Source organism: Nioella sp. (genome assembly GCF_965215655.1).
GTDB lineage: Bacteria > Pseudomonadota > Alphaproteobacteria > Rhodobacterales > Rhodobacteraceae > Nioella.
Genome location: NZ_OZ244111.1, coordinates 217,481 through 239,888, shown reverse-complemented (window position 1 = coordinate 239,888; position 22,408 = coordinate 217,481). Strand labels below are relative to the sequence as shown.

Annotated in this window: 24 protein-coding genes; 12 read left to right on the top strand and 12 right to left on the bottom strand. The window is 64.4% G+C overall.

Annotated elements, in window-relative coordinates; all coding sequences use genetic code 11:
* The first annotated feature begins 50 nt into the window (after positions 1-50).
* Positions 51-1,010: an L-threonylcarbamoyladenylate synthase gene (locus tag ACOOEX_RS01220; RefSeq protein ID WP_420396767.1), complete on the top strand. Its 960-nt coding sequence runs from the start codon at positions 51-53 to the stop codon at positions 1,008-1,010.
* Positions 1,011-1,179: 169 nt separating this feature from the next.
* On the opposite strand, the gene ACOOEX_RS01215 is transcribed toward ACOOEX_RS01220, so the two are convergent.
* The gene (locus tag ACOOEX_RS01215; protein WP_420396766.1) at positions 1,180-1,737 is read right to left on the bottom strand and encodes a YqgE/AlgH family protein; all 558 of its coding nucleotides are present in this window, start codon (positions 1,735-1,737) and stop codon (positions 1,180-1,182) included.
* Positions 1,738-1,872: 135 nt separating this feature from the next.
* On the opposite strand from ACOOEX_RS01215, the gene ACOOEX_RS01210 reads away from it, so the two are divergent.
* Positions 1,873-2,703: a protein-disulfide reductase DsbD domain-containing protein gene (locus ACOOEX_RS01210; RefSeq protein WP_420396765.1), complete on the top strand. Its 831-nt coding sequence runs from the start codon at positions 1,873-1,875 to the stop codon at positions 2,701-2,703.
* Positions 2,704-2,733: 30 nt separating this feature from the next.
* Here the strand turns inward: ACOOEX_RS01210 and ACOOEX_RS01205 are convergent, their stop codons facing one another.
* From ACOOEX_RS01205 to ACOOEX_RS01175, 7 genes are all read right to left on the bottom strand, one after another.
* Positions 2,734-4,014 (bottom strand): Hint domain-containing protein, encoded by a 1,281-nt coding sequence (locus ACOOEX_RS01205; protein WP_420396764.1) that lies wholly within the window; start codon positions 4,012-4,014, stop codon positions 2,734-2,736.
* A 221-nt stretch (positions 4,015-4,235) separates the two neighbouring features.
* Entirely contained in the window at positions 4,236-5,156 is a 921-nt protein-coding gene (locus ACOOEX_RS01200) for a Hint domain-containing protein (protein WP_420396763.1), read from the bottom strand.
* A gap of 166 nt (positions 5,157-5,322) precedes the next feature.
* Positions 5,323-8,721: an efflux RND transporter permease subunit gene (locus ACOOEX_RS01195; protein WP_420396762.1), complete on the bottom strand. Its 3,399-nt coding sequence runs from the start codon at positions 8,719-8,721 to the stop codon at positions 5,323-5,325.
* A complete protein-coding gene (locus ACOOEX_RS01190) occupies positions 8,718-10,184 on the bottom strand; it encodes an efflux RND transporter periplasmic adaptor subunit (RefSeq protein WP_420396761.1) in 1,467 nt (488 codons plus the stop codon). Before ACOOEX_RS01190 ends, ACOOEX_RS01195 begins: the two co-directional genes overlap by 4 nt.
* An 85-nt stretch (positions 10,185-10,269) precedes the next feature.
* A complete protein-coding gene (gene moaB, locus ACOOEX_RS01185) occupies positions 10,270-10,812 on the bottom strand; it encodes a molybdenum cofactor biosynthesis protein B (RefSeq protein ID WP_420396760.1) in 543 nt (180 codons plus the stop codon).
* Positions 10,809-11,408 (bottom strand): metallophosphoesterase family protein, encoded by a 600-nt coding sequence (locus ACOOEX_RS01180; protein WP_420396759.1) that lies wholly within the window; start codon positions 11,406-11,408, stop codon positions 10,809-10,811. The genes moaB and ACOOEX_RS01180 overlap by 4 nt, the downstream gene beginning before the upstream one ends.
* Positions 11,405-12,172, bottom strand: a complete 768-nt coding sequence (locus tag ACOOEX_RS01175) for a uracil-DNA glycosylase (protein ID WP_420396758.1) — start codon at positions 12,170-12,172, stop codon at positions 11,405-11,407. The genes ACOOEX_RS01180 and ACOOEX_RS01175 overlap by 4 nt, the downstream gene beginning before the upstream one ends.
* Before the next feature lie 75 nt (positions 12,173-12,247).
* On the opposite strand from ACOOEX_RS01175, the gene ACOOEX_RS01170 reads away from it, so the two are divergent.
* The 8 genes from ACOOEX_RS01170 (at position 12,248) to ACOOEX_RS01135 (ending at position 17,695) form a co-directional block, all read left to right on the top strand.
* A complete protein-coding gene (locus ACOOEX_RS01170) occupies positions 12,248-12,697 on the top strand; it encodes a GNAT family N-acetyltransferase (protein WP_420396757.1) in 450 nt (149 codons plus the stop codon).
* Between the two features lie 330 nt (positions 12,698-13,027).
* Entirely contained in the window at positions 13,028-13,981 is a 954-nt protein-coding gene (locus tag ACOOEX_RS01165; protein ID WP_420396756.1) for an aspartate carbamoyltransferase catalytic subunit, read from the top strand.
* A complete protein-coding gene (locus ACOOEX_RS01160) occupies positions 13,974-14,378 on the top strand; it encodes a hypothetical protein (protein WP_420396755.1) in 405 nt (134 codons plus the stop codon). Before ACOOEX_RS01165 ends, ACOOEX_RS01160 begins: the two co-directional genes overlap by 8 nt.
* Positions 14,375-14,950, top strand: a complete 576-nt coding sequence (locus ACOOEX_RS01155; protein WP_420396754.1) for a hypothetical protein — start codon at positions 14,375-14,377, stop codon at positions 14,948-14,950. The genes ACOOEX_RS01160 and ACOOEX_RS01155 overlap by 4 nt, the downstream gene beginning before the upstream one ends.
* A complete protein-coding gene (locus tag ACOOEX_RS01150; protein WP_420396753.1) occupies positions 14,947-15,510 on the top strand; it encodes a hypothetical protein in 564 nt (187 codons plus the stop codon). Before ACOOEX_RS01155 ends, ACOOEX_RS01150 begins: the two co-directional genes overlap by 4 nt.
* Complete coding sequence (gene pyrC / locus ACOOEX_RS01145; protein ID WP_420396752.1) at positions 15,507-16,790, top strand: dihydroorotase; 1,284 nt, start codon at positions 15,507-15,509, stop codon at positions 16,788-16,790. Before ACOOEX_RS01150 ends, pyrC begins: the two co-directional genes overlap by 4 nt.
* On the top strand, positions 16,790-17,401 hold the full coding sequence (gene plsY, locus ACOOEX_RS01140) for a glycerol-3-phosphate 1-O-acyltransferase PlsY (protein ID WP_420396751.1): 612 nt from the start codon (positions 16,790-16,792) through the stop codon (positions 17,399-17,401). Before pyrC ends, plsY begins: the two co-directional genes overlap by 1 nt.
* A gap of 3 nt (positions 17,402-17,404) precedes the next feature.
* Positions 17,405-17,695 (top strand): hypothetical protein, encoded by a 291-nt coding sequence (locus ACOOEX_RS01135; RefSeq protein WP_420396750.1) that lies wholly within the window; start codon positions 17,405-17,407, stop codon positions 17,693-17,695.
* Here ACOOEX_RS01135 and ACOOEX_RS01130 read toward each other — a convergent pair.
* Positions 17,692-17,937, bottom strand: a complete 246-nt coding sequence (locus tag ACOOEX_RS01130) for a hypothetical protein (protein ID WP_420396749.1) — start codon at positions 17,935-17,937, stop codon at positions 17,692-17,694. The two genes, ACOOEX_RS01135 and ACOOEX_RS01130, sit on opposite strands and share 4 nt — an antisense overlap.
* Before the next feature lie 207 nt (positions 17,938-18,144).
* Here ACOOEX_RS01130 and ACOOEX_RS01125 point away from each other — a divergent pair, with 207 nt between their 5' ends.
* Positions 18,145-18,720, top strand: a complete 576-nt coding sequence (locus tag ACOOEX_RS01125; protein ID WP_420396748.1) for a DUF805 domain-containing protein — start codon at positions 18,145-18,147, stop codon at positions 18,718-18,720.
* 3 nt (positions 18,721-18,723) lie between these two features.
* Here ACOOEX_RS01125 and ACOOEX_RS01120 read toward each other — a convergent pair whose 3' ends face one another.
* From ACOOEX_RS01120 to ACOOEX_RS01110, 3 genes are read right to left on the bottom strand one after another with little or no spacing between them, the layout of a single operon-like run.
* Positions 18,724-20,094, bottom strand: coding sequence for a glutamate--cysteine ligase (locus ACOOEX_RS01120; protein WP_420396747.1), 1,371 nt, complete (start codon positions 20,092-20,094; stop codon positions 18,724-18,726).
* Between the two features lie 59 nt (positions 20,095-20,153).
* Entirely contained in the window at positions 20,154-20,687 is a 534-nt protein-coding gene (locus ACOOEX_RS01115; protein WP_420396746.1) for a hypothetical protein, read from the bottom strand.
* Complete coding sequence (locus tag ACOOEX_RS01110) at positions 20,684-21,412, bottom strand: 16S rRNA (uracil(1498)-N(3))-methyltransferase (protein WP_420396745.1); 729 nt, start codon at positions 21,410-21,412, stop codon at positions 20,684-20,686. Before ACOOEX_RS01110 ends, ACOOEX_RS01115 begins: the two co-directional genes overlap by 4 nt.
* Positions 21,413-21,424: 12 nt before the next feature.
* On the opposite strand from ACOOEX_RS01110, the gene ubiA reads away from it, so the two are divergent.
* Positions 21,425-22,396 (top strand): 4-hydroxybenzoate octaprenyltransferase, encoded by a 972-nt coding sequence (gene ubiA, locus ACOOEX_RS01105; protein WP_420396744.1) that lies wholly within the window; start codon positions 21,425-21,427, stop codon positions 22,394-22,396.
* Positions 22,397-22,408 lie beyond the last annotated feature (12 nt).

Here is a 22,408-nt window from a genome sequence, read left to right as displayed (position 1 = left end):
GCAGATATTTTGCCATACCCGCCCCGATCAACAGAAACGTTACGTCGCTCATGTCCAACGGCAAGACAGAACTGCTTTCCCCGACCCCCGCAGGCATCGCCCGCGCGGTGGACCTGCTGTCTGACGGGCAGCTCGTCGCCCTGCCGACCGAGACCGTCTACGGGCTGGCAGGCGACGCCACCAGCGACATGGCCTGCGCCCGGATATTCGAGGCCAAGGGCCGTCCCCGCTTCAACCCGCTGATCGTGCATCTGCCTTCGCTGGCAGAGGTTGAACGGATCGCAACACTGAACGACACCGCCCGCGCGCTGGCCTCTGGTTTCTGGCCCGGCCCGCTGACGATGGTCCTGCCGCTGCGCGATGGCCATGGGCTCTCGCCGCTCGTCACCGCCGGGCTCGACACCGTTGCCATCCGCCTGCCCGCCCACCCGCTGATGCGCGACGTGCTGAAGGCCTTCGGAGGCCCCATCGCAGCCCCCTCCGCCAATCCCTCTGGCCGGATCAGCCCCACCGCCGTCGCGCATGTACTAAGCGGCCTCGATGGCCGGATCGCCGCCATTCTCGATGGCGGTCCCTGCGGCGTCGGGCTGGAATCGACAATTCTGGCTCCCTCCGACACCGGCACAAGGCTGCTGCGCGAAGGCGGCCTGCCGCGCGAGACGATCGAGCCGCTGACCGGCCCGCTCACCACCGACACCACGCCTGGCAAGGTTCAGGCCCCCGGCCAGCTCAGCAGCCACTACGCGCCAAAGGCACAGGTCCGACTGAACGCCCCGCTCACCGACCCGAACGCCATCCGCGTGGGCTTCGGCCCTGGCAGCGCGGATCTCTCCCTGTCTCCCACAGGCGACCTGATCGAGGCCGCAGCAAACCTCTTCTCGACGCTGCACGCCGCCGACGACCTCGCCAAGGAAAGAAACGCCCGCGAAATCCACATCGCCCCGATCCCTGACCAGGGCCTCGGCCGCGCCATCAACGATCGCCTGACCCGCGCCGCCGCACCGCGCTAAGCCTTTCATCTTGGCAAAAATACCTCCGCCGGAGGCATCCGCGCTCTCAACAACCACCACATTGACCGTAAAGAACCGCCCCTCACCACATGCCCGTGGCAACGCGGACCGACGAAGGCTCCCCTGAAAGGGGGGCTTGAGGAGGACCGCTCCCCCGCGCCGACGCCGCTCAGGCGCGCCCGGCCTCGGCGGACAGCATCAGGGGCGACACCCCCAGCTTGGCCAGCGCCGCCTCCCATTTCCCATCCATGTCAGTACCGAACACGATCCCCGCATCCGCGTCGCAGGTCAGCCAGCCGTTCTGGCCGATCTCGGCCTCCAGCTGCCCCGGTGCCCAACCCGAATAGCCAAGCGCCATGACCGCCCTGTCAGGCCCTTCGCCATTGGCAAGGTCTTCCAGCACATCGAGCGTCGCCGTCATTCCGAAGCCACCTGGCACCTGCATCGTACCACCCTCGTCGCCATATTCCGCGCTGTGCAGCACGAATCCGCGCCCGGTTTCGACCGGCCCGCCATACAGGATCGGGATTTTCGGCGGCTGCGTGGCCTCGATTCCCAGCTGGCTGATCATCTCGGCAAAGCTCACCTCGGTCACAGGTTTGTTCACGATCAGCCCCATGGCCCCGTCATCGGAATGATCGCACAGAAGGATTACCGCGCCGGCGAACCGGGGGTCACCCATTCCGGGCATGGCGATCAGAAGCTGTCCCGTCAGATATGTAGTCATAACCGATATTTTTCGTGCCCCCCATGAACATGTGCGGAATCTTGCATGGGTGCAAGCGCGCAAACCTATCCGGCGGGGGCCAATTCGCCAAAACGTGACTTCCCTTTGATCGGCCGAGGCAATACCTGACATGCCATGAGCAAATCCATCCTCTCCCGCGCGCTGATGGCGCTGACCTGCTGTCTTGCCTTGCATCTTGCGCCCGGGGCGGCATCCGCCCAATCCGGCGCAGTGCCGGAAGACGTGGTCCAGATCGAGCTGCTGGAAGGCTGGCGGCGGGACGATGGCAGCCATATGGCCGGTCTTCTGATCCGGCTTTCCCCCGGCTGGAAAACCTATTGGCGCGCGCCGGGTGAGGCAGGCATTCCCCCGCGCCTGCAATTGCGCGACCGCAGCGGCCTGCTATCCGCTGCCCTGCACTGGCCGGTGCCCGAGGTCTTTCATTCGAACGGCATGCAATCCATCGGCTACAGCTCCGACGTGATCTTCCCGCTGGAACTGACCCTTGCCGAAGGCACGGGTGCCCTGCGTCTTGCGGGCCGGATAGACCTGGGCGTCTGTCACGATATCTGCATGCCGGTGTCTTTGGACCTGCGCGGCACCCTGCCCGCGGGCGGGCGCCCCGATCCCCGGATCGCCGCGGCGCTGGCCGACCGTCCCCTGACCGGGGCCGAAGCCGGGGCCGGGCGCGTGTCCTGTGATCTGACCCCGATCAGCGACGGCCTGCGGGTCGTCGCCCGCATTCCCCTGCCCCGTCAGGGCAGCGCCGAAACCGTGGTCTTCGAGCTGCCCGACCCCTCGATCTGGATATCCGAGGCGATGGTGACGCGCAGCGGCTCCACGCTCACCGCCACCGCCGATATCGTCCCCCCCGATGCCGGCCCCTTCGCAATGGACCGGTCTTCCCTGAGGATGACCGTGCTGGCTGCGGGAACGGCGGTGGAACTTACCGGCTGTCAGGGATAACCCCGGTCAGCCGGTATTCAGAACCTCTATCTAGGCCACAGCCTTTCCGGCCAGCTTTGAGACAATCCGCCCCGGCACCTGCCGCGCGCTCATGGCACGCGGATAAGGCAGTTCTTCCATCTCCGGCACGTCGCCATAGAGCGCTTCGAACTCGTCGAAGTTGTCAAAGACCCGACGGGACACATTGTCGATGAAGGTCTCGGCGGGCGCGCCATTGGCGAGGATGATTTCGTGATCTTCGGTCTCGATGTGATAGACCGTGTAGCTCTCCCCCATCTCGGCCAGTGGAACCCGCGCGATGGTCGTGCCATTCACCAGCGCGCCCGCATGACAGATCACACCGTCCACCAACATCCCGTGATCCGCCGTCACGGTTAGGTCAGCATTCGGCAGGCCCGCACCCAGAGACCCGGCAGCAAAGCGCACCGGCATCAGCCGTTCAGCGGGGCCGAAACGGGTCATCACCGTCTGGCGGCCGATCCATTTGACCGGCACGGTGCAGCCCTCGGCGGTCAGGACCGTGTCACCGATCCGCAGACGCTCCACCGCGACCTCGCCCGCTGGCGTCGCGATCAGGCTACCGGCGGCAAAGCAGAGCGGCACACCATTGGGTTCGAAATTGTCTGAATAATTCGTGGTCGATCCGGACTGCGGCATTTCATTCGGCAGTTCGGTTTCAGCCCGGTTGTTGGGGATGTAGTAATAGCCATCGGCGGCAGAATAGAAGATCGGATGCTCGCTGCCGTCCGAATGCGTGTAGTAGTAGCCGCTGAACACCCAATCGGTGCCATCGACGGTGTCGACCCCGATATCGAGATTGCCGTCATTGCGTTGATCCACCACGGTTTGTGGGTTGTTGAACGTCAGAATTGACGTCCACGTCAGCTCCGAGCCGCTATCCGTTGCGGCCAACCTGTTGACGTGCGTGTAGTCGTGATACCCGGTTCCGAACGGGAGGTTGTCCGTGTAGTCCGTAATCGCGCCCGAACTTGGGAATTCGGCGGCCAGGTCCCCTTCTGACGTCCTGTAGACGATGATGTGCGGCGCAACGGACGGGATGTTGTAAGCCCGCTCAAAGATCGGATGCTGTATCCCATTCTGATCCGTGTAGTAGTAACCGGAGAAGGTGTAGAGCTGGTTCACGACATGGTCGAGCCCGATATCGAGGTCACCATCGTCATTGGTATCGGTCACGGTGTTATTGAAGTTTCCGGTCTGGGACTGAGTGGATGTCCAGGACAGCGCGGTGCCATCATCCGAGGTGCCGTAGAGGCGAATGATACCGTCGAATCCGCTTATGAATGTCGGCATGGTGCCCCCGGTTAATACTCAACAGTCGCGCGGGGGCGCTTCAAGCCACGCGATCTCCGGCCGATGCCCGTCACACCGGGTCACTGGATCAAAAAGGCCTCAACAAAAACGCTGATACCGAGCTAATGAAGCGGTCAAAAACAACCGTCCCCCACGGGCCGAACCCTAACCCCCTGAAATCGCCTGTCAATAGTTGATTGGCAGTGCATTCAGGCGCTGTGTCACGCGACTCTTCGCGCGGACAAGGCGCGCCGAATCCAAGCCGGCACCTGCCGCGCGCTCATGGCACGGGGGTAAGGCAGTTCTTCCATCTCGGGCACATCGCCATAAAGCGCCTCGAACTCGGCGAAATTGTCGAAGACCCGGCGGCTGACATTGTCGATAAATGTCTCGGCGGGAGCACCGTTGGCGAGGATGATCTCATGCGCCTCGGTTTCGATGTGAAAGACGGTGTAGCTCTCGCCCATCTCAGCCAGCGGAACCCGTGTGATCGTTGTCCCGTTCACCAGCGCCCCCGCATGACAGATCACCCCATCCACCAGCATGCCATGGTCGGCGGTGACGGTCAGGTCGCTATGGGGCACGCCCTCACCCAGAGACCCCGCAGCAAACCGCACCGGCATCAGCCGGTCTGCGGGACCGAAGCGGGTGGCGACGGTCTGACGCCCGATCCATTTGACGGGAGCGGTGCGACCAGCCGTCGTTACGATGCGATCACCAATGCACAGGGTTTCAACAGGAACTTCTCCGCCCGCCACCTCGATCTTTGTACCCGCCGTGAAACACATCTGATAGGTGCCAGACTGCGTAATCGAAAGCGTGTTGCCTTGAAGATTGGGGTCGCTGGAGAGCTGATAATAGCTATAGCTGCCAAAAGTCGCATTATAGACTTCGATGATGGGATCACCATTCGCGGCAAATCCATAGAGCGTTGTTATCTTGGAACCGCTTCCCAGTGTGTCGCGTGACCAGCTGAGTTGGTCTCCCACCGTGATCAGCCCATCGTCGGTTCCGTCGTGATCATCCTCAAGCGTCGTGGGTCCGGTGTCCGGGCCATAGACATAGGTGGGAAGGTATGAGTCCGGCGTGGTCGAGCTTCCACCAATGAAATAGTAAATCGGATATGTCGCCAGTGTCGCCATGTTCGCAGCCTCCAGAATGGATTTTCAGCTACAGACGTGCCGCAATTGCTGGCCAAGGTTAATGATCTGAGTCAAGTAAGATCACTATCCCCTACCAGCTGTCCCAAAGACTCTGCCATGGACTGTGCGCGTGACGTGTCAGCGCCAATAGAACCGGCTTCACGGGTCAGGCGCTTTGCCGACGCAAAAATGCGGTCAGGCCTGCAACCAGAAGTCCGACCAGCCAGAAGGTAAGGCAAAGCCCCGCTGTCATGGCGACGAAGGCAAGGAACGCATCCCGCGCGCCTTCCATCGGAACAAGGCCCGCCAGCGGCGCCCAGACCTGACCCGTGGCCACAAACGCCCCAAGCGTCGCGGCAAAAACCCCGGCAACCGCGAGAACCGCCAGCCCCACCGCCGCCGCCAGAGCCGGCGCGCGCGCCGCCGTTCTTAGCCCCCGGCGCAGCGCCTGCATCTGCCGTGCCACGTCCTGTTGCATGGCCAGGATCGACGGCACCACCAGCAGCACAATGAAGAGACCGAAGCCTAGCCCGTAGACCAGCGTGATCACCGTGGGTTTCAGGAACTGCGCATCGGCGGAGCGTTCATAGAGCAGCGGTGCCAAACCCAGAACCGTCGTCAGTGTGGTCAGCAGCACCGGGCGCAACCGGTCTGCCACCGCATCGACAATCGCGGGCCCCAGACCCCGGTCGCGGGCGTAATCATCGACCGTGGTGATTAGCACGATGGAATCGTTGATGATGATCCCGGTCATGCCGATCAGCCCCACCACGGTAAACATGCTCAGGGGCACGTCCCACGCAGCGTGGCCATAGATCGTGCCGACCAGCCCGAAGGGGATGATCGCCATCACCACGATGGGCCGTGTCCAGCTGGCGAAGATCCAGGCCAGCACCAGATAGATCCCCACAAGGCACAGACCAAACCCCAGCATCGCGTCATTCAGGAAATCGTTTTCCTGCTCTGCCAGCCCGGCCAGCCGGTACCCGACGCCGTAATCGGCCTCGATCTGCGGAAGGATCACCTCTCGCAGTTCCTCCATCACCTGTTCGGCGCGGGCCGGGTCATCCTCTGACAGATCACCGGTGACCGAGACCAGTCGCAGCCCGTTTTCCCGCTCGATGGTGGAAAAGCCGATCCGCGACGTGACGGACACCAGATCGGCCAGCGGCACATATTCCCCCGTCGCCGTGCGCAGCAGGGTCCGGTCGAGGAAATCGGCGGTCAACTCATCCTCGGGCAGTTCCACCCGGATCGACGCGGTGCGCACGCCCGAGGGGAAGGTCGCGGCCTCGACCCCGTTCAGACGGTTGCGCAGAACCCTGCCAAGCGACCCGATATCAAAGCCCAGCGCCTGCCCCTGCGGGGTCAGTTCGAGGATCAGCTCCTCGCGGTCATAGGCCAGCGTATCCTCCAGCCCCGAGACTTCCGGGTAGGCGGCCAGCGCGGTCTGGATCGCCATGGCAGCGGATTTCAGAACCTCCGCCTCGGCCCCAAAGAGCTGGATATCCAGCGCATCGCCCCCCGGCCCCCCGCGCCACCCGCGGAAACTGACCGCTTCGGCCAGCGGGTGCTGGCGCACCTCATCCTGCAGATCGGCCACGAACTGAAAGCTGGAATAGGGCCGCAGGTCGGCGTCGATCAGCTCGATGGCGATAGAGCCCAGCAGATCGGCATCCTTGTTGTCCGCGACGGCCAGACCGCGCCCCGTTGTGCCGCCGATCTCGGCCAGCACGAAGGTCAGGGGGCTCAGCCCGTATTCTTCCTCATACCGGGCCGCGACGGCCGCCGTGGCGCGCTGCATCTCGCGCATCATCTCAAGGCTGTCATCGCGGCTTGCGCCTTCCAGCATGGCGAAATTGCCAGAGACCGAGGATTGTTCCGGCGCGTTGAAGAACCGCCAGGTCACATCCCCCCGGATGAACACCGCGACCTGACTGGCCAGGATCAGGATCACCCCCGCCAACACCGGGTACCGCGACCAGATCACCAGCCGCATCAACGGGCGGAAGAGTGTATCGCGGAACCAGCCAAAACCCCGGTTCACCACCCGGCTTGGCCAGTCATACCAGTGCTGCTTGCCGGAATGGGCCAGCGCATGGGCCATGTGATTGGGCAGGATCAGGAAGCATTCCACAAGGCTCGCGATCAGCACCGCAATAACGGTAAAGGGGATATCGGCGATCAGTTCGCCAAACCGGCCCCCGATGGCGACCAGCCCGGCAAAGGCCAGCACCGTGGTTACAGTGGCCGAAAACACCGGCGCAGCCATGCGGCGGGCGGCGTTTTCAGCCGCCTGAACCGGGGTTTCCCCCAACCGCCGCACACGGAAATCGGCATGTTCACCGACCACGATGGCGTCATCCACCACGATTCCAAGCGTGATGATCAGCGCGAAAAGCGAGATCATGTTGATCGTCAGCCCGGCGATATACATCAGCGTGATCGCCGACAGCATCGCCACGGGAATGCCCGCCGCCACCCAGAAGGCGGTGCGCGCATTGAGGAACAGGAACAGCAGCGCCACGACCAGGCCCAGACCCATCAACCCGTTATCCATCAGGATATTCAGGCGCCCGGTAATGGCCTCGGCGCGGGTGCGGATAAGCTGGACTTCGACACCTGCTGGCAGCGTCAACTCCATCTCGGCGGCGACCTCTTCCACGGTGCGCTGGATGCCGATGGCATCGCCCCGGTCGGACCGGTCCACACGAATGGAAATCGCCGAATTATCCCCCACGAAATAGGCGCGTTCCCGGTCGATGCCTTCTTCGGTTACAGTCGCAACATCGCCGATGGTCAGGGCCGAGCCGTCGTCGTTGTATCGCAGGACGATCCCCGCGATATCGACCGCCGAGCGCCGCGCAACACCCGTCCGCACACGGGCATTCGCCCCGGTCACGTCGCCTGCGGGCGAGGTATCGACCTCCGCCTCGATGGCGGCGGCAATCTCGGCCATGGAAATGTCATTGCGGATCAGCTCGGCAGAGGGCACCTCGACCACGATCTCGGGCGCGGCCACGCCCCGGATCGTCGTGCGCGTGACCCCTTGGTCAAACAGCCGCGCCACGAATTCATCGGCAAAGCGCCCCAGTTGGTCGACACCGACGGGGCCGGAGATCACCACATCGGTCACCCGGTCACGCCAGACCCCGCGCCGAACGACTGGATCCTCGGCATCCTCCGGCAGGGTCGACACGCTGTCGACCGCGACCTGCACGTCATCGGCGGCGCGGCCCATGTCCCAACTGGGTTCGAATTCCAGCCGGATACTTGCCCGCCCCTCGCGGCTGGTGGCGCTGCTTTCCGTGACACCCTCGACGGCCAGCAGCACCGGTTCCAGCACCGCGACAATGGCCTGGTCCACATCCTCGGCCCCGGCCCCGTCCCAGGTGACGGAGACGCTGACATTGTCGACCACAACATCGGGGAAGAACTGAGCCCGCATGCGCGGGAACACCGCCAGCCCGACGACGATCAGAACCACCAGCAAAAGGTTCGCCGCCGTCGCGTGGCGCGTGAAATAGGAGAGGATGCCTCCGGCGCTATCTGGCAGCCGTCTCATCCGTCCATCCGGCTTTCAAGACGGTTGACCATGCGCAGCGGCACCTCATCCTCTCGCAACTGGCGCAGCATCCGTTCCTTGACGTCGGCGGGGATGAAGCCGTTGCCCTCGACAAAGGCGATCAGCCGTGCGCGGCGTTCAGGGTCCAATGCGATGGTATCGGGTTCCGCCGGGGCCTCCGCCCCGTCCTGAGCCGGACGCAGCGGGTTGACCCGGATACCGGCCCCGAGCGAAGGCGAGCGGGCACTGACCACCTCAACTCCTTCCAGATGCGGCGGGGCACGGATGATGACATTGTCGCCCTGACGACGCAGCAGGGTGACCTGCATTTCCTCAAGACGATCTTCCTCACCCAGAACCAGCAACCGCCCCTCGGCATCCAATGCCGTGGCGGGCAGGATGGCAACCTGTTGCAACTCGGGTTCATGCAACCGAACGGTCACAAAATCCCCGGCCCGAAAGCCTCGCGTTTCCAGCAGCTCGGCAAACAGCAAGCGGCCCGACTGGCCTTCCTCCACCGCGCCGCTTTCGCGGGTCAGGCGGGCGGGGGCGGTCACATCTATGCCCAGTACATCCAGCACCACGGTGACGTCGGCGCGCGGCAGTCGCCCGTCCTCATCCAACAGCCGGGCATACTGCGCAGTCGAGACGCGGAAGGACACCTCCAGCGCCTGCGCGTCGATCAGAGTGGCCACCTGTTCGTTGCGGTTGACCAAGCGGCCCTGAACCACCGTTACGTCGGCCAGTACGCCCGCAAATTCCGCACGCAGCTCGGTTTCCGCCAGAACCCGCTCCGCCTCGGCCAGGGCAATCCGGCGACGCTCCAGCGCGGTGCCCGCCTGATCAAGCTGCGCCTCGGCCTGTGCCAGAGCCTGACGCCGTGACAGCACCGCCTGATGGGCGCTGGCCGCCGCCAGTTCCGCCGTTTCCACGGTGGCCGCAGACCCCACGCCGCGTTCCAACAGGTCTTGTTGCCGGATCAGCGCCCGGTCCCGCAGTTCCGCCTGCGTGCGAGCGGCTTCCACATCTTCGCGCGCCAGTTCCACAGCGGCCTCCGCCTCGGCCAGCGTGTTCGCGGCTTCGCGCAGGTCGGTGGCGGTCACATCCAGCGCCGATTGCGCCTCGGCCGGGTCGATGCGCAGCAACAGCGCGCCCTCGGCCACTTCGCCGCCATTCTCGAACCCGTCCGCCAGTTCCAGAACCGTGCCCGCCGCCGGGGCCCGCAATTCCAGCGTCCGGCGGCTGTTGATCTCTCCGAACGCAGTCAAAACCGGAGTCGCATCCTGCAAGGTGAGCGTCACGACCTCAGCGGAAAAAACGCGTTCCCGCACGATGGAGGGACGTCCTTCCTCGGCCCAGCGCGCCTGCAGGGACGCGTAAATCGTGAACCCAGCCCAGACCAGCAGCCCGAGCGTGAGCGAAATCAGAAAGAGCCCCGAGAGGGCGCGGCGAAAAAAGCGCATGGGCCGTGGCCTTATGGACGTCCTGTCTAGTTAGATAGAGCGGCGGCGCAAAACCGCCAAGCATTAGGTAACACGGACAACCGCGTCATTTCCGTCGCTTGTGCTCGTCCAGACGCGGAAAAATCTCGACAAAGTTACAGGGCAAGTGCCGATAGTCGAGCTGCCAGCGCAGGATTTCGTCCCAGGCGTCCTTGCAGGCGCCGCTGCTGCCGGGCAGCGCAAAGAGGTACGTGCCATTGGCAACGCCCCCGGTCGCGCGGCTCTGCACCGCACTGGTCCCGATCTTCTGGAAAGACACCATGGTAAAGACCGTGGCAAAGGCCTCGATCTCTTTCTCATAAACATCGCGATGTGCCTCGACCGTCACATCGCGCCCCGTCAGCCCGGTCCCCCCGGTGGTAATCACCACGTCGATCTCCGGGTCCGCACACCAGGCACGCAACTGATCCGCGATCTCGGCCCGCTCATCACGCAGGATCTTGCGGTCGGCCAGCATATGCCCCGCCTCGCGGATCCGCGCCTCCAGCACATCGCCGGATTTGTCTTCGGCCAGACTGCGCGTATCGGACACGGCCAGCACCGCGATGCGGACCGGGATGAAATCCTTGCTCTCGTCGATGCGGCTCATGGGTCGACCTCAAACCAGTTCACACGCGGGCCGAGGTTCACGACGCGCGTCGCGCCGATTTGGCCCTCCTGCCCCCAACTGTCGTGGATATGTCCGCAAAGCGCCAGCCGGGGCCCGATGCGCTCTATCGCCGCGCGGATGGCCGTGGACCCCACCGACTGCCCGGCAGAGGTCCGATCCGCGACACCCTTGGGCGGCGAATGGGTGATGAGAATGTCAGCCGCATCACAGCCTGCCAGCAGCTCCGCCGCGAAGGCCTCGCTCAGATCGCAGGACCAGGATCCGAAGGGCGTCACCGGCACCCCGTAACCCAGCCCGAACAGGTTGAGCCCGCCAATCTCGCACCCCTCGCCATGCAGCACGGTCACGCCCGGCCCCGCCGCCGCCCGCAACTCATCGGCACTTTCAGCATTGCCGGGAACCGCCACCAACGGCGCCTGCAACCCCGCCAACAACTCCATCGCCTCGTCCAGCCCCTGCCGCATATTGCAGAAATCCCCGGCCCCGATCACCAGATCGGCGTCGGCACTTGCCGCAACCAGATCGGCAGCGCGACTACGGGCCAAATGCAGGTCGGAAAACGCTAGGATCTTCACCGCACCAACCTCGCCTTCAACGCCAGCAGATCCGCCCAGGCCTCGCGCTTCTTGGCGGGTTGGCGCAACAGATAGGCGGGGTGGAACATGGGCAGGGCGGGACGGCCCATCACCTCCTGCCACTGCCCCCGCAACCGGGTTATCCCGCGCCGCCCCAACAGCCCGTCGCAAGAGATATTGCCCATCAGCACCACGATCTCGGGCGCCGCCAGCTCGATATGCCGGGTCACGAAAGGCAGCATCATCGCCATTTCCGCAGGGCTCGGGTCGCGGTTCTGCGGCGGCCGCCAGGGCAGGATGTTGGTGATATAGAGCGCCTGATTGGCATCCGGATGATCCCGCCCCATGCCGATGGCGTCGAACATCCGGTCGAGCAGCTGCCCCGCCCGGCCCACAAAGGGTTTGCCCTGAATATCCTCGTCCCGCCCCGGCGCTTCGCCCACGATCATCAGCCGCGCCGCCGGGTTTCCATCGGAAAAGACAAAGCTGCGCGCCCCCCGGCGCAGGTCGCAATGGGCAAAGGCCTCCATCTCGGCGCGCAGGGCCTCCAGGCTGTCGGCCCGTTTGGCGGCCAGCCGTGCCTCGACCACCGGATCAATCTCTTCGGTCTTCACCGCCGGGGACGCAACCGGGGCAACGGCGGGCTGAGGCTCGGACACGGCAAACCGGTCCACCGGGCTTTCCCCGATGGCCTCATCCGCGCCAAGCTCCACCTGCCATTCCAGCCAGGCCAGCGCCGTATGATACTCAAGTTGCGACTCCATGCGCCCAAGCTAGGCGCGCTTGCGGGCAAGGTAAATGGGCGGCATGGTCTGAAGGAACCGGAAAGAAGCCGCGATATGCCCGACGACTTGACCCTGCGCCGCGCAGTTGCGGACGATGTCCCCGCCCTCACCGCCCTGATCCGCGCGGCCTATGCCAAATATGACGGGCGTGGCATTACCCTGCCCCCGGTCAGCGAGGGCCTTGACGAAGTGGTCGCGGAAACCCCCGTCATCCTCGCCATGAACAGGCATCAGCCCCTCGGGGCCATTGTGCTGCGCGACGCGCCCGATGCCCTCCAGATCGAGAACCTCGCCGTCCATCCCGATGCTTCCGGGCAGGGCATCGCCACGCGGCTGCTGACCGAGGCCGAAACCATCGCCCGCGCCCACGGCATCGACAAGCTGTGCCTTGCCACGCATCGCGACCTCACCGAGACCATCAGCCTCTACCGCCATCTCGGCTGGACGGTCACCGAGGCAACCGGCCTCAGGATCATGATGCAAAAGCCCTTGCTCCGATCGTAAGCCTTTCATCTTGGCCAAAATACCTCCGCCGGAGGCGTCCCGCCGCTGCCACGACCGCTGCCACAGCAACGGGCGCGCCACCCTCTCAACATGTCCGTGGCAACGCGGACCGCCGAGGCCTCCGGCGCAAGCCGGGGGTTGAGAAGGGCCGCTCCCCGGTCGACGCCGGCAGGCGGCGAAACCGCGTTTCATATCCACGGGGGGTGTACGGGGGGTGTACGCCCGGTGCACGGGGGGTGACACCCTCGTTTCGCACCACGCCGAACCCCGCTCTTGCCCCGCGCCCGCCCGCTGCCTATACCGCGAAGCGACCTTACAGGACGGGCCGCCATGACCTTCGCCAAGCGCCACCTTCTGGGCATCGAGCCCCTGCACCCCACTGACATCACCGCTTTGCTGGACCATGCCGACCGCTATGCCGAACTGGGCCGGGGCAGCGCCAAGCATGGCACCGCGCTGGCGGGGCTGACCCAGATCAACATGTTTTTCGAGAACTCCACCCGCACCCAGGCCAGTTTCGAACTGGCGGGCATGCGGCTCGGGGCCGACGTGATGAACATGTCGATGCAGACGAGCTCGGTCAAAAAGGGTGAGACACTCATCGACACGGCACTGACATTGAACGCCATGCATCCTGATCTGCTGGTCGTGCGCCACCCTCATTCCGGGGCGGTCAACCTCTTGGCGGAAAAGGTCAATTGCGCGGTCCTGAACGCGGGCGACGGACGCCACGAACACCCCACGCAGGCGCTTCTCGATGCGCTCACCATCCGCCGCGCCAAGGGGCGGCTCCATCGCCTCAACATCGCCATCTGCGGCGACATCGCCCATTCCCGCGTGGCGCGGTCCAACATTCTCCTGCTCGGCAAGATGGAAAACCGCGTGAAGCTCGTCGGCCCGCCGACGCTGATCCCCTCGGGCGCCGCCGACTGGGGCGTCGAGGTCTACGAGGACATGCGCGAAGGGCTCGCAGGCGCCGATGTCGTGATGATGCTGCGACTTCAGAAAGAGCGCATGGATGGCGGTTTCATCCCGTCCGAGCGCGAATACTACCACCGCTATGGCCTCGACGCCGAGAAGCTCTCTCACGCCAAACCCGACGCCATCGTCATGCATCCAGGGCCCATGAATCGCGGCGTCGAAATCGACGGCACCATCGCCGACGACATCAACCGGTCCGTTATTCAGGAACAGGTGGAAATGGGCGTCGCGGTGCGCATGGCGGCGATGGACCTTCTGGCGCAAAACCTGCGCACGGAACGAGAGGCCGCCGCCCATGTCTGACCCCGTCATCTTCCGCGCCGACCGGGCGACTTACTGGCGCGAACATGCCTGGCTGGCGGCGATTGCCATGGCCGTGGGCATGGGGGTGCTTTGGGTCATGGGCAATCCGCATGTCTGGACAGGTGCCATCGGCGGGCTGGCGGCGGTCGCGGTGCGCGCCTTCTACCTTGCCTCGGACGAGGCCAATGCCGAATGGCGCATGACCGAAACCGACCTCTCCGGCCCCGACAACCGCCATGTCCGACTGGCCGAGATCGACAAGCTGCGCACCCTTGGCAGCGCGGTGCAGATCATCACCCGGTCGGGCGACAAGCACCTGATGAAATACATGGCCAACCGCGCCGCCGTGGTGGCTGAGATCGAGGCTGCCATGGCCCGCGTAGGCAACGCCGCATGAGTGCCCCGGCGGATAGCTGGCAAGGTATCCTTGCGCCGGATGAGGACATCCTCTGGCAGGGCCAGCCCCGCAGCACGATCGACTGGTCGGGGCTGTTCACCCCCCTGACCCTGATGGGGGTGTTTTTCACCGGCTTCTCGCTGTTCTGGATCGGCATGGCCTTTGCAATGACCGCGAACACCAGCGTACCGTTCCCGTTCAGCTTCTTCCCGCTCTTTGGTCTGCCATTCCTGGCCATCGGGCTGTGGATGCTGGGGGGGCGGCTGCTGCTGGATGCCTGGCTGCGCGGGCGCACATGGTACACGCTGACCAATCAGACCGCGTTCATCGCCCGCAACGCGTTTGGCAGGAAAACGCTGGAAAGCTGGCCAATTGCGGATATGGACCGGATCGTCTGGGAAGACGGCAATCCCGGCTCGGTCATCTTTCACATGAAGCACGGGGCCATGCCAGTTAGTGGCCGCAATGGCACCCGCATCCGGTTCCTGGGCTTCCACCAGATCGACGACTCGCAACATGTCTATGGCCTCATGCGCCGGACACGGCGCGAGTTGCGGGAGGCGGCGGAATGACCGGGCCGCGCGTGGAGCCGGGGGAAACCGTTCTGTGGCAGGGGCAGCCCGCCGGGCAGATCGTGCCGCGCCATTTCTGGGCGGCCCCGTCGATCCTCGGCTGGCTTGTGGTTGCGTTCGGGGCGGTCTGGTTTCTCAACCTTCGGGACATGCTGACCGACCCGCAGATTCCGTTTCCCGTCTCTCTCTTTCCGTTCATCGGGTTGGGCTTTGCCGCGATCGGTCTCTGGAACGCGCTGGTGTCTCCGGTCACGAGCGCCCTGCGCAGGCGGGCCACGCACTATGCCCTGACAGACCGCGCCGCCTATATCGAGGAGCGCGGCACCACCACGCGCTATCCGCTGGAGCGCATGCTGCGGATCGACTTCGACCCCGGCCCGCCCGGATCGGTGCTATTCCATCACGAGGTGACGCAGCACACGCGGGTGCGCCATAACCGGGGCGGCAAGCTCGGGTCTCGCACCACGCGCAGGTCCACGGGGTTTGTCCTGATCCCCGACGCGGACACCATCCATCAACGCCTGTTGGAGGCGAAAGCCAAGTTTGAGGGGCGCCCATGACCGCCATCCTGTTCACCAATGCCCGCCTGATCGACCCCGAGGCGCAGTCTGACGCCCCCGGATGGTTGCTGGTCCGTGATGGCCTGATCGCGGATCGCGGCACCGGCGCGGCCCCTGTCGTTGACGCGCGGGTGGTTGATGCGGGCGGCAAATGCCTTGCGCCGGGGATCGTCGATATCGGGGTGAAGACCTGCGAACCGGGGGAACGCCATAAGGAAAGCATCCGCACCGCGGGTGCGGCGGCGGCGGCTGGCGGGGTCACCACCATGGTCACCCGCCCCGACACCACGCCCCCCATCGACACGCCCGAGGCGCTGGAATTCGTGCGGCGCCGGGGCGAACAGGTATCGCCCGTCCGCATGCTGCCGATGGCTGCCCTGACCAAGGCCCGCGCGGGGCGCGAGATGACGGAAATCGGCTTCCTGCTTGATGCGGGGGCGGCGGCCTTTACCGATTGCGATCACGTGGTGACCGACACCAAGGTGCTGACCCGCGCCATGACCTATGCGCGGTCTCTGGGCGCGCTGATCATCATGCATCCGCAGGAACCGGGGCTAAGCGGCGGGGCCGCCGTGACCTCGGGCAAGTTCGCCTCGCTGCGCGGTCTGCCTGCCGTGTCGCCAATGGCGGAACGGATCGGGCTGGAGCGGGATCTTGCGTTGGTCGAGATGACCCGCGCCCGCTATCACGCCGACCAGATCACGACCGCCGCCGCCCTTCCCGCGCTGACGCGTGCCAAGGCGGGCGGTCTGGACGTGACCGCCGGTGCCTCCATTCATCACCTGACATTGAATGAATTCGACGTGGGCGATTACCGCACCTTCTTCAAGGTCAAGCCGCCGCTTAGGGCCGAAGATGACCGGCTGGCCATGGTCGAGGCCGTCGCCGATGGCACGATCGACATCATCAGTTCCATGCACACCCCGCAGGACGAGGAATCGAAGCGCCTGCCCTTCGAAGTGGCGGCCTCGGGCGCGGTGGCGCTGGAAACCCTGCTGCCCGCCGCGATGCGGCTTTATCACGCCGGGCAGTTGAGCCTGCCGCAGCTCTTCCGCGCAATGGCGCTGAACCCGGCTCGGCGTCTGGGTCTGGACGCCGGTACGCTGAGCCTGGGTGCCCCCGCCGACCTCGTGCTGTTCGACCCCGACGCGCCCTTCCTGCTGGACCGGTTCACGCTGCGGTCGAAGTCGAAAAATACCCCCTTTGACGGAATGCGGATGGAGGGCAAGGTGCTGATGACGCTCGTTTCGGGCGCACCCGTCTTTGAAAGGACCGCCTGATGCTGCCTGTGTTCGAGACCTCTGCCACGCTGCTGGCCGTCACCGCCGGGCTGGCCTATCTGCTCGGCTCGGTGCCTTTCGGGCTGGTGATGGCGCGGCTGTTCGGGCTTGGGGACATCCGCCAGATCGGATCGGGCAATATCGGCGCCACCAATGTGCTGCGCACCGGGAACAAGCCCGCCGCCGCGCTGACATTGCTGCTGGATGCGGGCAAGGGCGGGATCGCGGTTCTGATTGCGCGCTACGCGATGGCGGAAGATGCCGCTCAGATCGCGGGCTTTGCAGCCTTCCTTGGCCACTGCTTCCCGATCTTCCTGGGGTTCAAGGGCGGCAAGGGGGTGGCGACCTTCCTCGGCACGCTGCTTGCCCTGTTCTGGCCCGCCGGGATCGCCGCCTGCCTGACATGGCTGGCGACCGCCGCGATCAGTCGGATTTCCTCGCTATCTGCCCTGGTTGCGGCTGCTCTGTCTCCGGTCTGGATCAGCGTCTTTGGCATGCCGTCCGCGGGGGTGGCGACGGCCCTTCTGGCGGCGCTCATTTTCATGCGCCATGACGCCAATATCAAACGCCTGATCGCGGGCGAGGAACCCCGGATCGGTCGCAAGGGTTAGACCTTGCAGGCGTTTCTCAACGCTTTCGACGCGCTGCCCTTTGGCACCTTTGCGGGCACGGCCCACGGCCGCCGCTATGTGGTTGTGAAATCAGGCTTCGCCGAAGGGGCCAGTCAGAAACTGGTGGCCGAGGAACTGGGCGGCACGGATTATGTCAGCCTGAACCTCTATCGCACCGGTTCCTGTGCATTGCTACGCCCCTGCGAAATGCCCGAGGCGAAGGTGATCGGTTTCGTGCTGGACCTCAGGATAAACGCTGCGCCTTATGGCGGGCGCAGCGTCAGGGTGCCTTAGCCACGGCTTTCGAGAATTTCGGCCGTCCGCTTGGTGTTATGGTAGATGCCCAGGAACAGGTACATCATGCCGCCCATCAAGATCACGTAGAGCCCGCCGAAGATCAGCAGCCCGAGACCCTGCAGGAAACCACCCATCGGGCTGAACATCGTGACCAGCCCCCCGATGACCACGGCAACGATCATCAGAATGACAATGACGGTGATCAGTTTATCCAACGCACCAATAAAGAAATCGCGCATTTCCAGAGCTCCTTGATTGTAAACAGTGACTGTAAGAGAGCCGAAACCCGAAATCGGTTCAATAAAAACTTCCCCGAAGCCTTTTTCGGGACATCCAAGGTCGATCCGGTCCGCCAAAGCCGCAGAGCGGACCCGGGACCGCCCCACTCCGGCCATAGTCGCGTGGCCCAATAAGAGCGGGATATAACTCGTTACCCAGAGGACATCATGGGATTTTTTGGCGCCATCAAGACCTGCTATCAGAAAAGCTTTACCTTTTCGGGCCGGGCCACGCGGTCGGAATACTGGTGGTTTGTGCTGTTCCAGACCTTACTGAGCTTCGGTATCACGGCCTGGTTCATAAGCTATCTCCTCGCCAATCCGCAGATCCTGGAGGACATGAAATACAGCGGCACGCTGCCCGCCGGGTTCATGAACAATGTCTGGATCTTCACCGCCGTGCATTTCCTGCTGTTCTTCATGCCCAGCCTCTCGGCCATGGTCCGGCGCCTGCATGACACCGACCGCAGCGGCTGGTGGTATTTCATCATGTTCGTGCCGCTGATCGGTGGCATCTGGATGCTGGTGCTGCTTTGTCTGCCGGGCAGCAACGGGCGCAACACCTATGGTCCCGATCCGCTCGGCCCCCGCCGCCGCCTGAACGATCACCCCGCGCTGATGGGAGAGTTGGACCCGGAGATAAAGGCCGCCATGCGCGAACAGCAGGAGGCCGATTTCAAGGCCTACTACCAGTCGCGCGTGCTGCCGGAAATCCAGCGCAACAAGGAAGCGCGCGGGGTCTGAGCGTCAGTAGCTGAACTCGGAATAGATCCGGCTGAGGTCGCCGTTCCAATCGCCATTGTACTGCGCCAGCAATTCGTCGGCGGGCACCTGACCGCTATCGATGCTTTCTTTCAGCGCATTCAGGAAATGGGTCTCATCGGGCACCAGCCCGCCTGCACCGGGGCGGGCGCGGGCCTTCAGACCCGCCTCGGAAATCGCGACCGCTTCGCGCGCGAGATCATGCATGTTGACGCCGTTCACCTTTGCCTGAAGCCCGTCGATCGACGCCGCCACCCGCAACGCCTCACGCGTTTCCGCGTCCCAGCCTTTGACCAGATCCCAGGCCGCATCCAGCGCCGTCTGATCATAGAGTAGCCCCACCCAGAAGGCAGGCAACGCGCAGAGCCTGCGCCAGGGGCCACCATCGGCCCCGCGCATCTCGATGAATTTCTTGATCCGCGCCTCGGGGAAGACCGTCGTCAGGTGATCGGCCCAATCGGACAGGGTCGGCGTTTCGCCCGGCAGCGCGGGCAGTTTGCCTTGCAGGAAGTCGCGGAAGGACTGACCCAATGCGTTGATATACTGCCCGTCGCGGTAGACGAAATACATCGGCACATCGAGCGCATACTCGACCCATCTCTCGAACCCGAAGCCCTCCTCGAACACGAAAGGCAGCATCCCGGTGCGGTCGGCATCCAGATCACGCCAGACCCGGCTGCGCCAGGATTTGTGGCCATTTACCTTACCGTCCAGGAAGGGCGAATTGGCGAAAAGCGCCGTGGCCACCGGCTGCAATGCCAGCGCCACGCGCAGTTTCTGCACCATGTCGGCCTCGGACCCGAAATCGAGGTTCACCTGAACGGTGCAGGTCCGGCGCATCATGGTCGTGCCCATGGTGCCGACCTTTTGCATGTAGCCGTCCATCAGCTTGTAGCGCCCCTTGGGCATCAGCGGCATGTCTTCATGCGACCAGATCGGGGCCGCGCCCAGACCGATGAAGCCCACGCCGATCTTGTCGGAAATGTCCTTCACGTCGCGCAGGTGGTCGTTCACCTCGTCGCAGGTCTGGTGGATGGTTTCCAGCGGCGCACCCGACAGTTCAAGCTGCCCGCCGGGTTCAAGGCTGATATTGGCGCCATCCTTGGTCAGGCCAATCAGGTTGCCGCCCTCGACCAACGGATCCCAGCCATGACCGTCGCGCAGCCCCTCCAGCACCGCCAGAATCGACCGTTCACCCGCATAGGGCAGCGGCTTCAGCGTGTCCTTGCAGTAGCCGAATTTCTCGTGCTCGGTGCCGATGCGCCAGTCTTCCTTCGGCTTGCAGCCATCGGCGAGATATTCCGCCAGTTGTTCATGCCGTTCGATCGGGCCGCCGCCGGATTGGGGGATGGACATGGGGCTGCTCCTGCACTGTCGCTTTCAGGGGCCCTTGATGGGTGCAAATGCAGGCGGTGTCAATTCAGCGCCTGAGGCCAGCCGAGCCCATCTTCGCGTTCCCAGATCAGCACCAGATTCCTTTCGGAACGGTTCAGTTTCCAAACCATTTGCCCGGTATGAATGCCCGGCAATCGCAAGAACGCGTCAAAGAGCCGGTCCGCCCCCGTGGCATTCACCGGAATGTGAACCGGCGCGGCATGGTTCTGGCGCAGCACCCAGACCGGCGGGCGGCTGCGACCATCCAGCATCAGCACGGTCATATCCTCGATGTCGATGACGCCCCCGTCCAGCGGCCCCATATAGGTCACGCGGCCTTCATCGAGCGTCACGATCCCCGGCCCGATGGCCGCCTGCCGGAACCGTCCTCGCTGGATACCGCCCCATAGCAGAAAGAGGCCGATGGCCGCAAAGGCAATGCCCACGCCCAGGATAATGACAGTCAGCGCCGCCAACGCCACGAAGGCCCCCGCGGCCAGCACCGCCAGCCCGATCAGCGCCTCACGCCAGCGGCGCAGGGTGGCCATCGCCTCGGGTCGGAAGAAACCGCTCACCAGTCGCCCCGCGTGGATTGAAACAACGTCAGCGCCGCGACGGCGGCGGTATCGGCGCGCAGGATGCGGGGGCCGAGGCTGATCGCGGTCGTGGCGGGATGGGCGGTGAGCCGTGCGCGTTCGGCGTCGGAAAACCCGCCCTCGGGACCAATCAGGATCGCCCATTTGTCGCCCTTGGGTGCCGCCTCCAACGCGGCGCGAGCCCCGACGAGGCTTTCGTCGCAGAATATGAGCTGCCGATCCTCGGGCCAATTCGCCAACAACCGGTCGAGCTTCTGCAGATCCTCGACCGGGGGCACATAGGTGCCGCCGCATTGTTCGGCGGCCTCAACCGCATGGGCCTGTAGCCGGTCCTGCCTTATGCGTTCGGAATTGGTGAAGCCGGTCTGCACCGGCATGATCCGGGCAGCGCCCATTTCGGCGGCTTTCTCGACGATGAAATCGGTGCGCGCCTTCTTGATCGGGGCAAAGATCAGCCACAGGTCTGGCGGCAACATCTGCGGCGCGGCCTGATCGCGGCAGTCGAGAACACCACCACGCTTTCCGGCCTCCACCACCTCGGCCGTCCATTCCCCGTCATGGCCGTTGAACAGGGCCACTTCGGCCCCCACACCAAGTCGCATCACCCCAAAGAGGTAATGCGCCTGTTCCCGCGACAAGGGAACCGTTTGCCCTTGCCCAAGGGGATGCTCTACGAAGAGCCGTATCTTTGCACGCGACGACATGGGACGGACCTTATGACCGGCTTGAACGAAACGCCAGAGGGGCAGGTGCATGACGCCGTGCACGGCAATTGGGTGGATCGGCTGGCGCCCGCGTGGTCCCGCCCCTATCTGCGCCTGTCGCGGGCCGACCGGCCGATCGGCACATGGCTGCTGCTTCTGCCCTGCTGGTGGGGCGTGGGGCTGGCCGCTGCCGCCACGACGCCCAGATGGGAAGACCTGTGGATCGCGCTTGGCTGCGGCATGGGGGCGTTCCTGATGCGCGGCGCGGGCTGTACGTGGAACGACATCACCGACCGCGAGTTTGACGCCGCCGTGGCACGCACAAGGTCTCGGCCCATCCCGTCGGGGCAGGTCAGCGTGAAGCAGGCTTTTGCTTGGCTCGCCATACAGGCCCTGGTGGCCTTTGCGATCCTGCTGACCTTCAACAGTGCAGCGATCCTGATGGGGATCATCGCGCTGCTGCCGGTCGTCATCTACCCCTTCGCCAAACGCTTCACCTGGTGGCCGCAGGTCTTTCTCGGCATTGCCTTCAACTGGGGCGCGCTTCTGGCATGGGTCGCCCATACCGGCAGTCTTTCCTGGCCACCCGTCGTGCTCTACCTCGCAGGCATGGCCTGGACGATCTTCTACGACACGATCTACGCCCATCAGGACAAGGAAGACGACGCGCTCATTGGCGTGAAATCCACCGCGCGCCTGTTCGGAGACAACACCAAACCCATCCTGCGGGGCTTTCTGGTGCTGTCGGTCGTACTGATGGCCGTGGCCATAATCGGGGCGTTGACGCCTTCTGCGGGCATCCTGTCGCTGGTTCTGGCGCTTGTCGGGGCATGGGGCTTTGGCTGGCACATGGTCTGGCAGATGGGGCGGCTGGATATCGACGACCCCGATATCTGCATGCACCTGTTCCGCGCCAATCGTGACGCGGGTCTGATCCCTGCGCTGTTTTTTGCCGCCGCAGCGCTCGTTTCATTGAACCTCTAGGGCCTAGCCGTT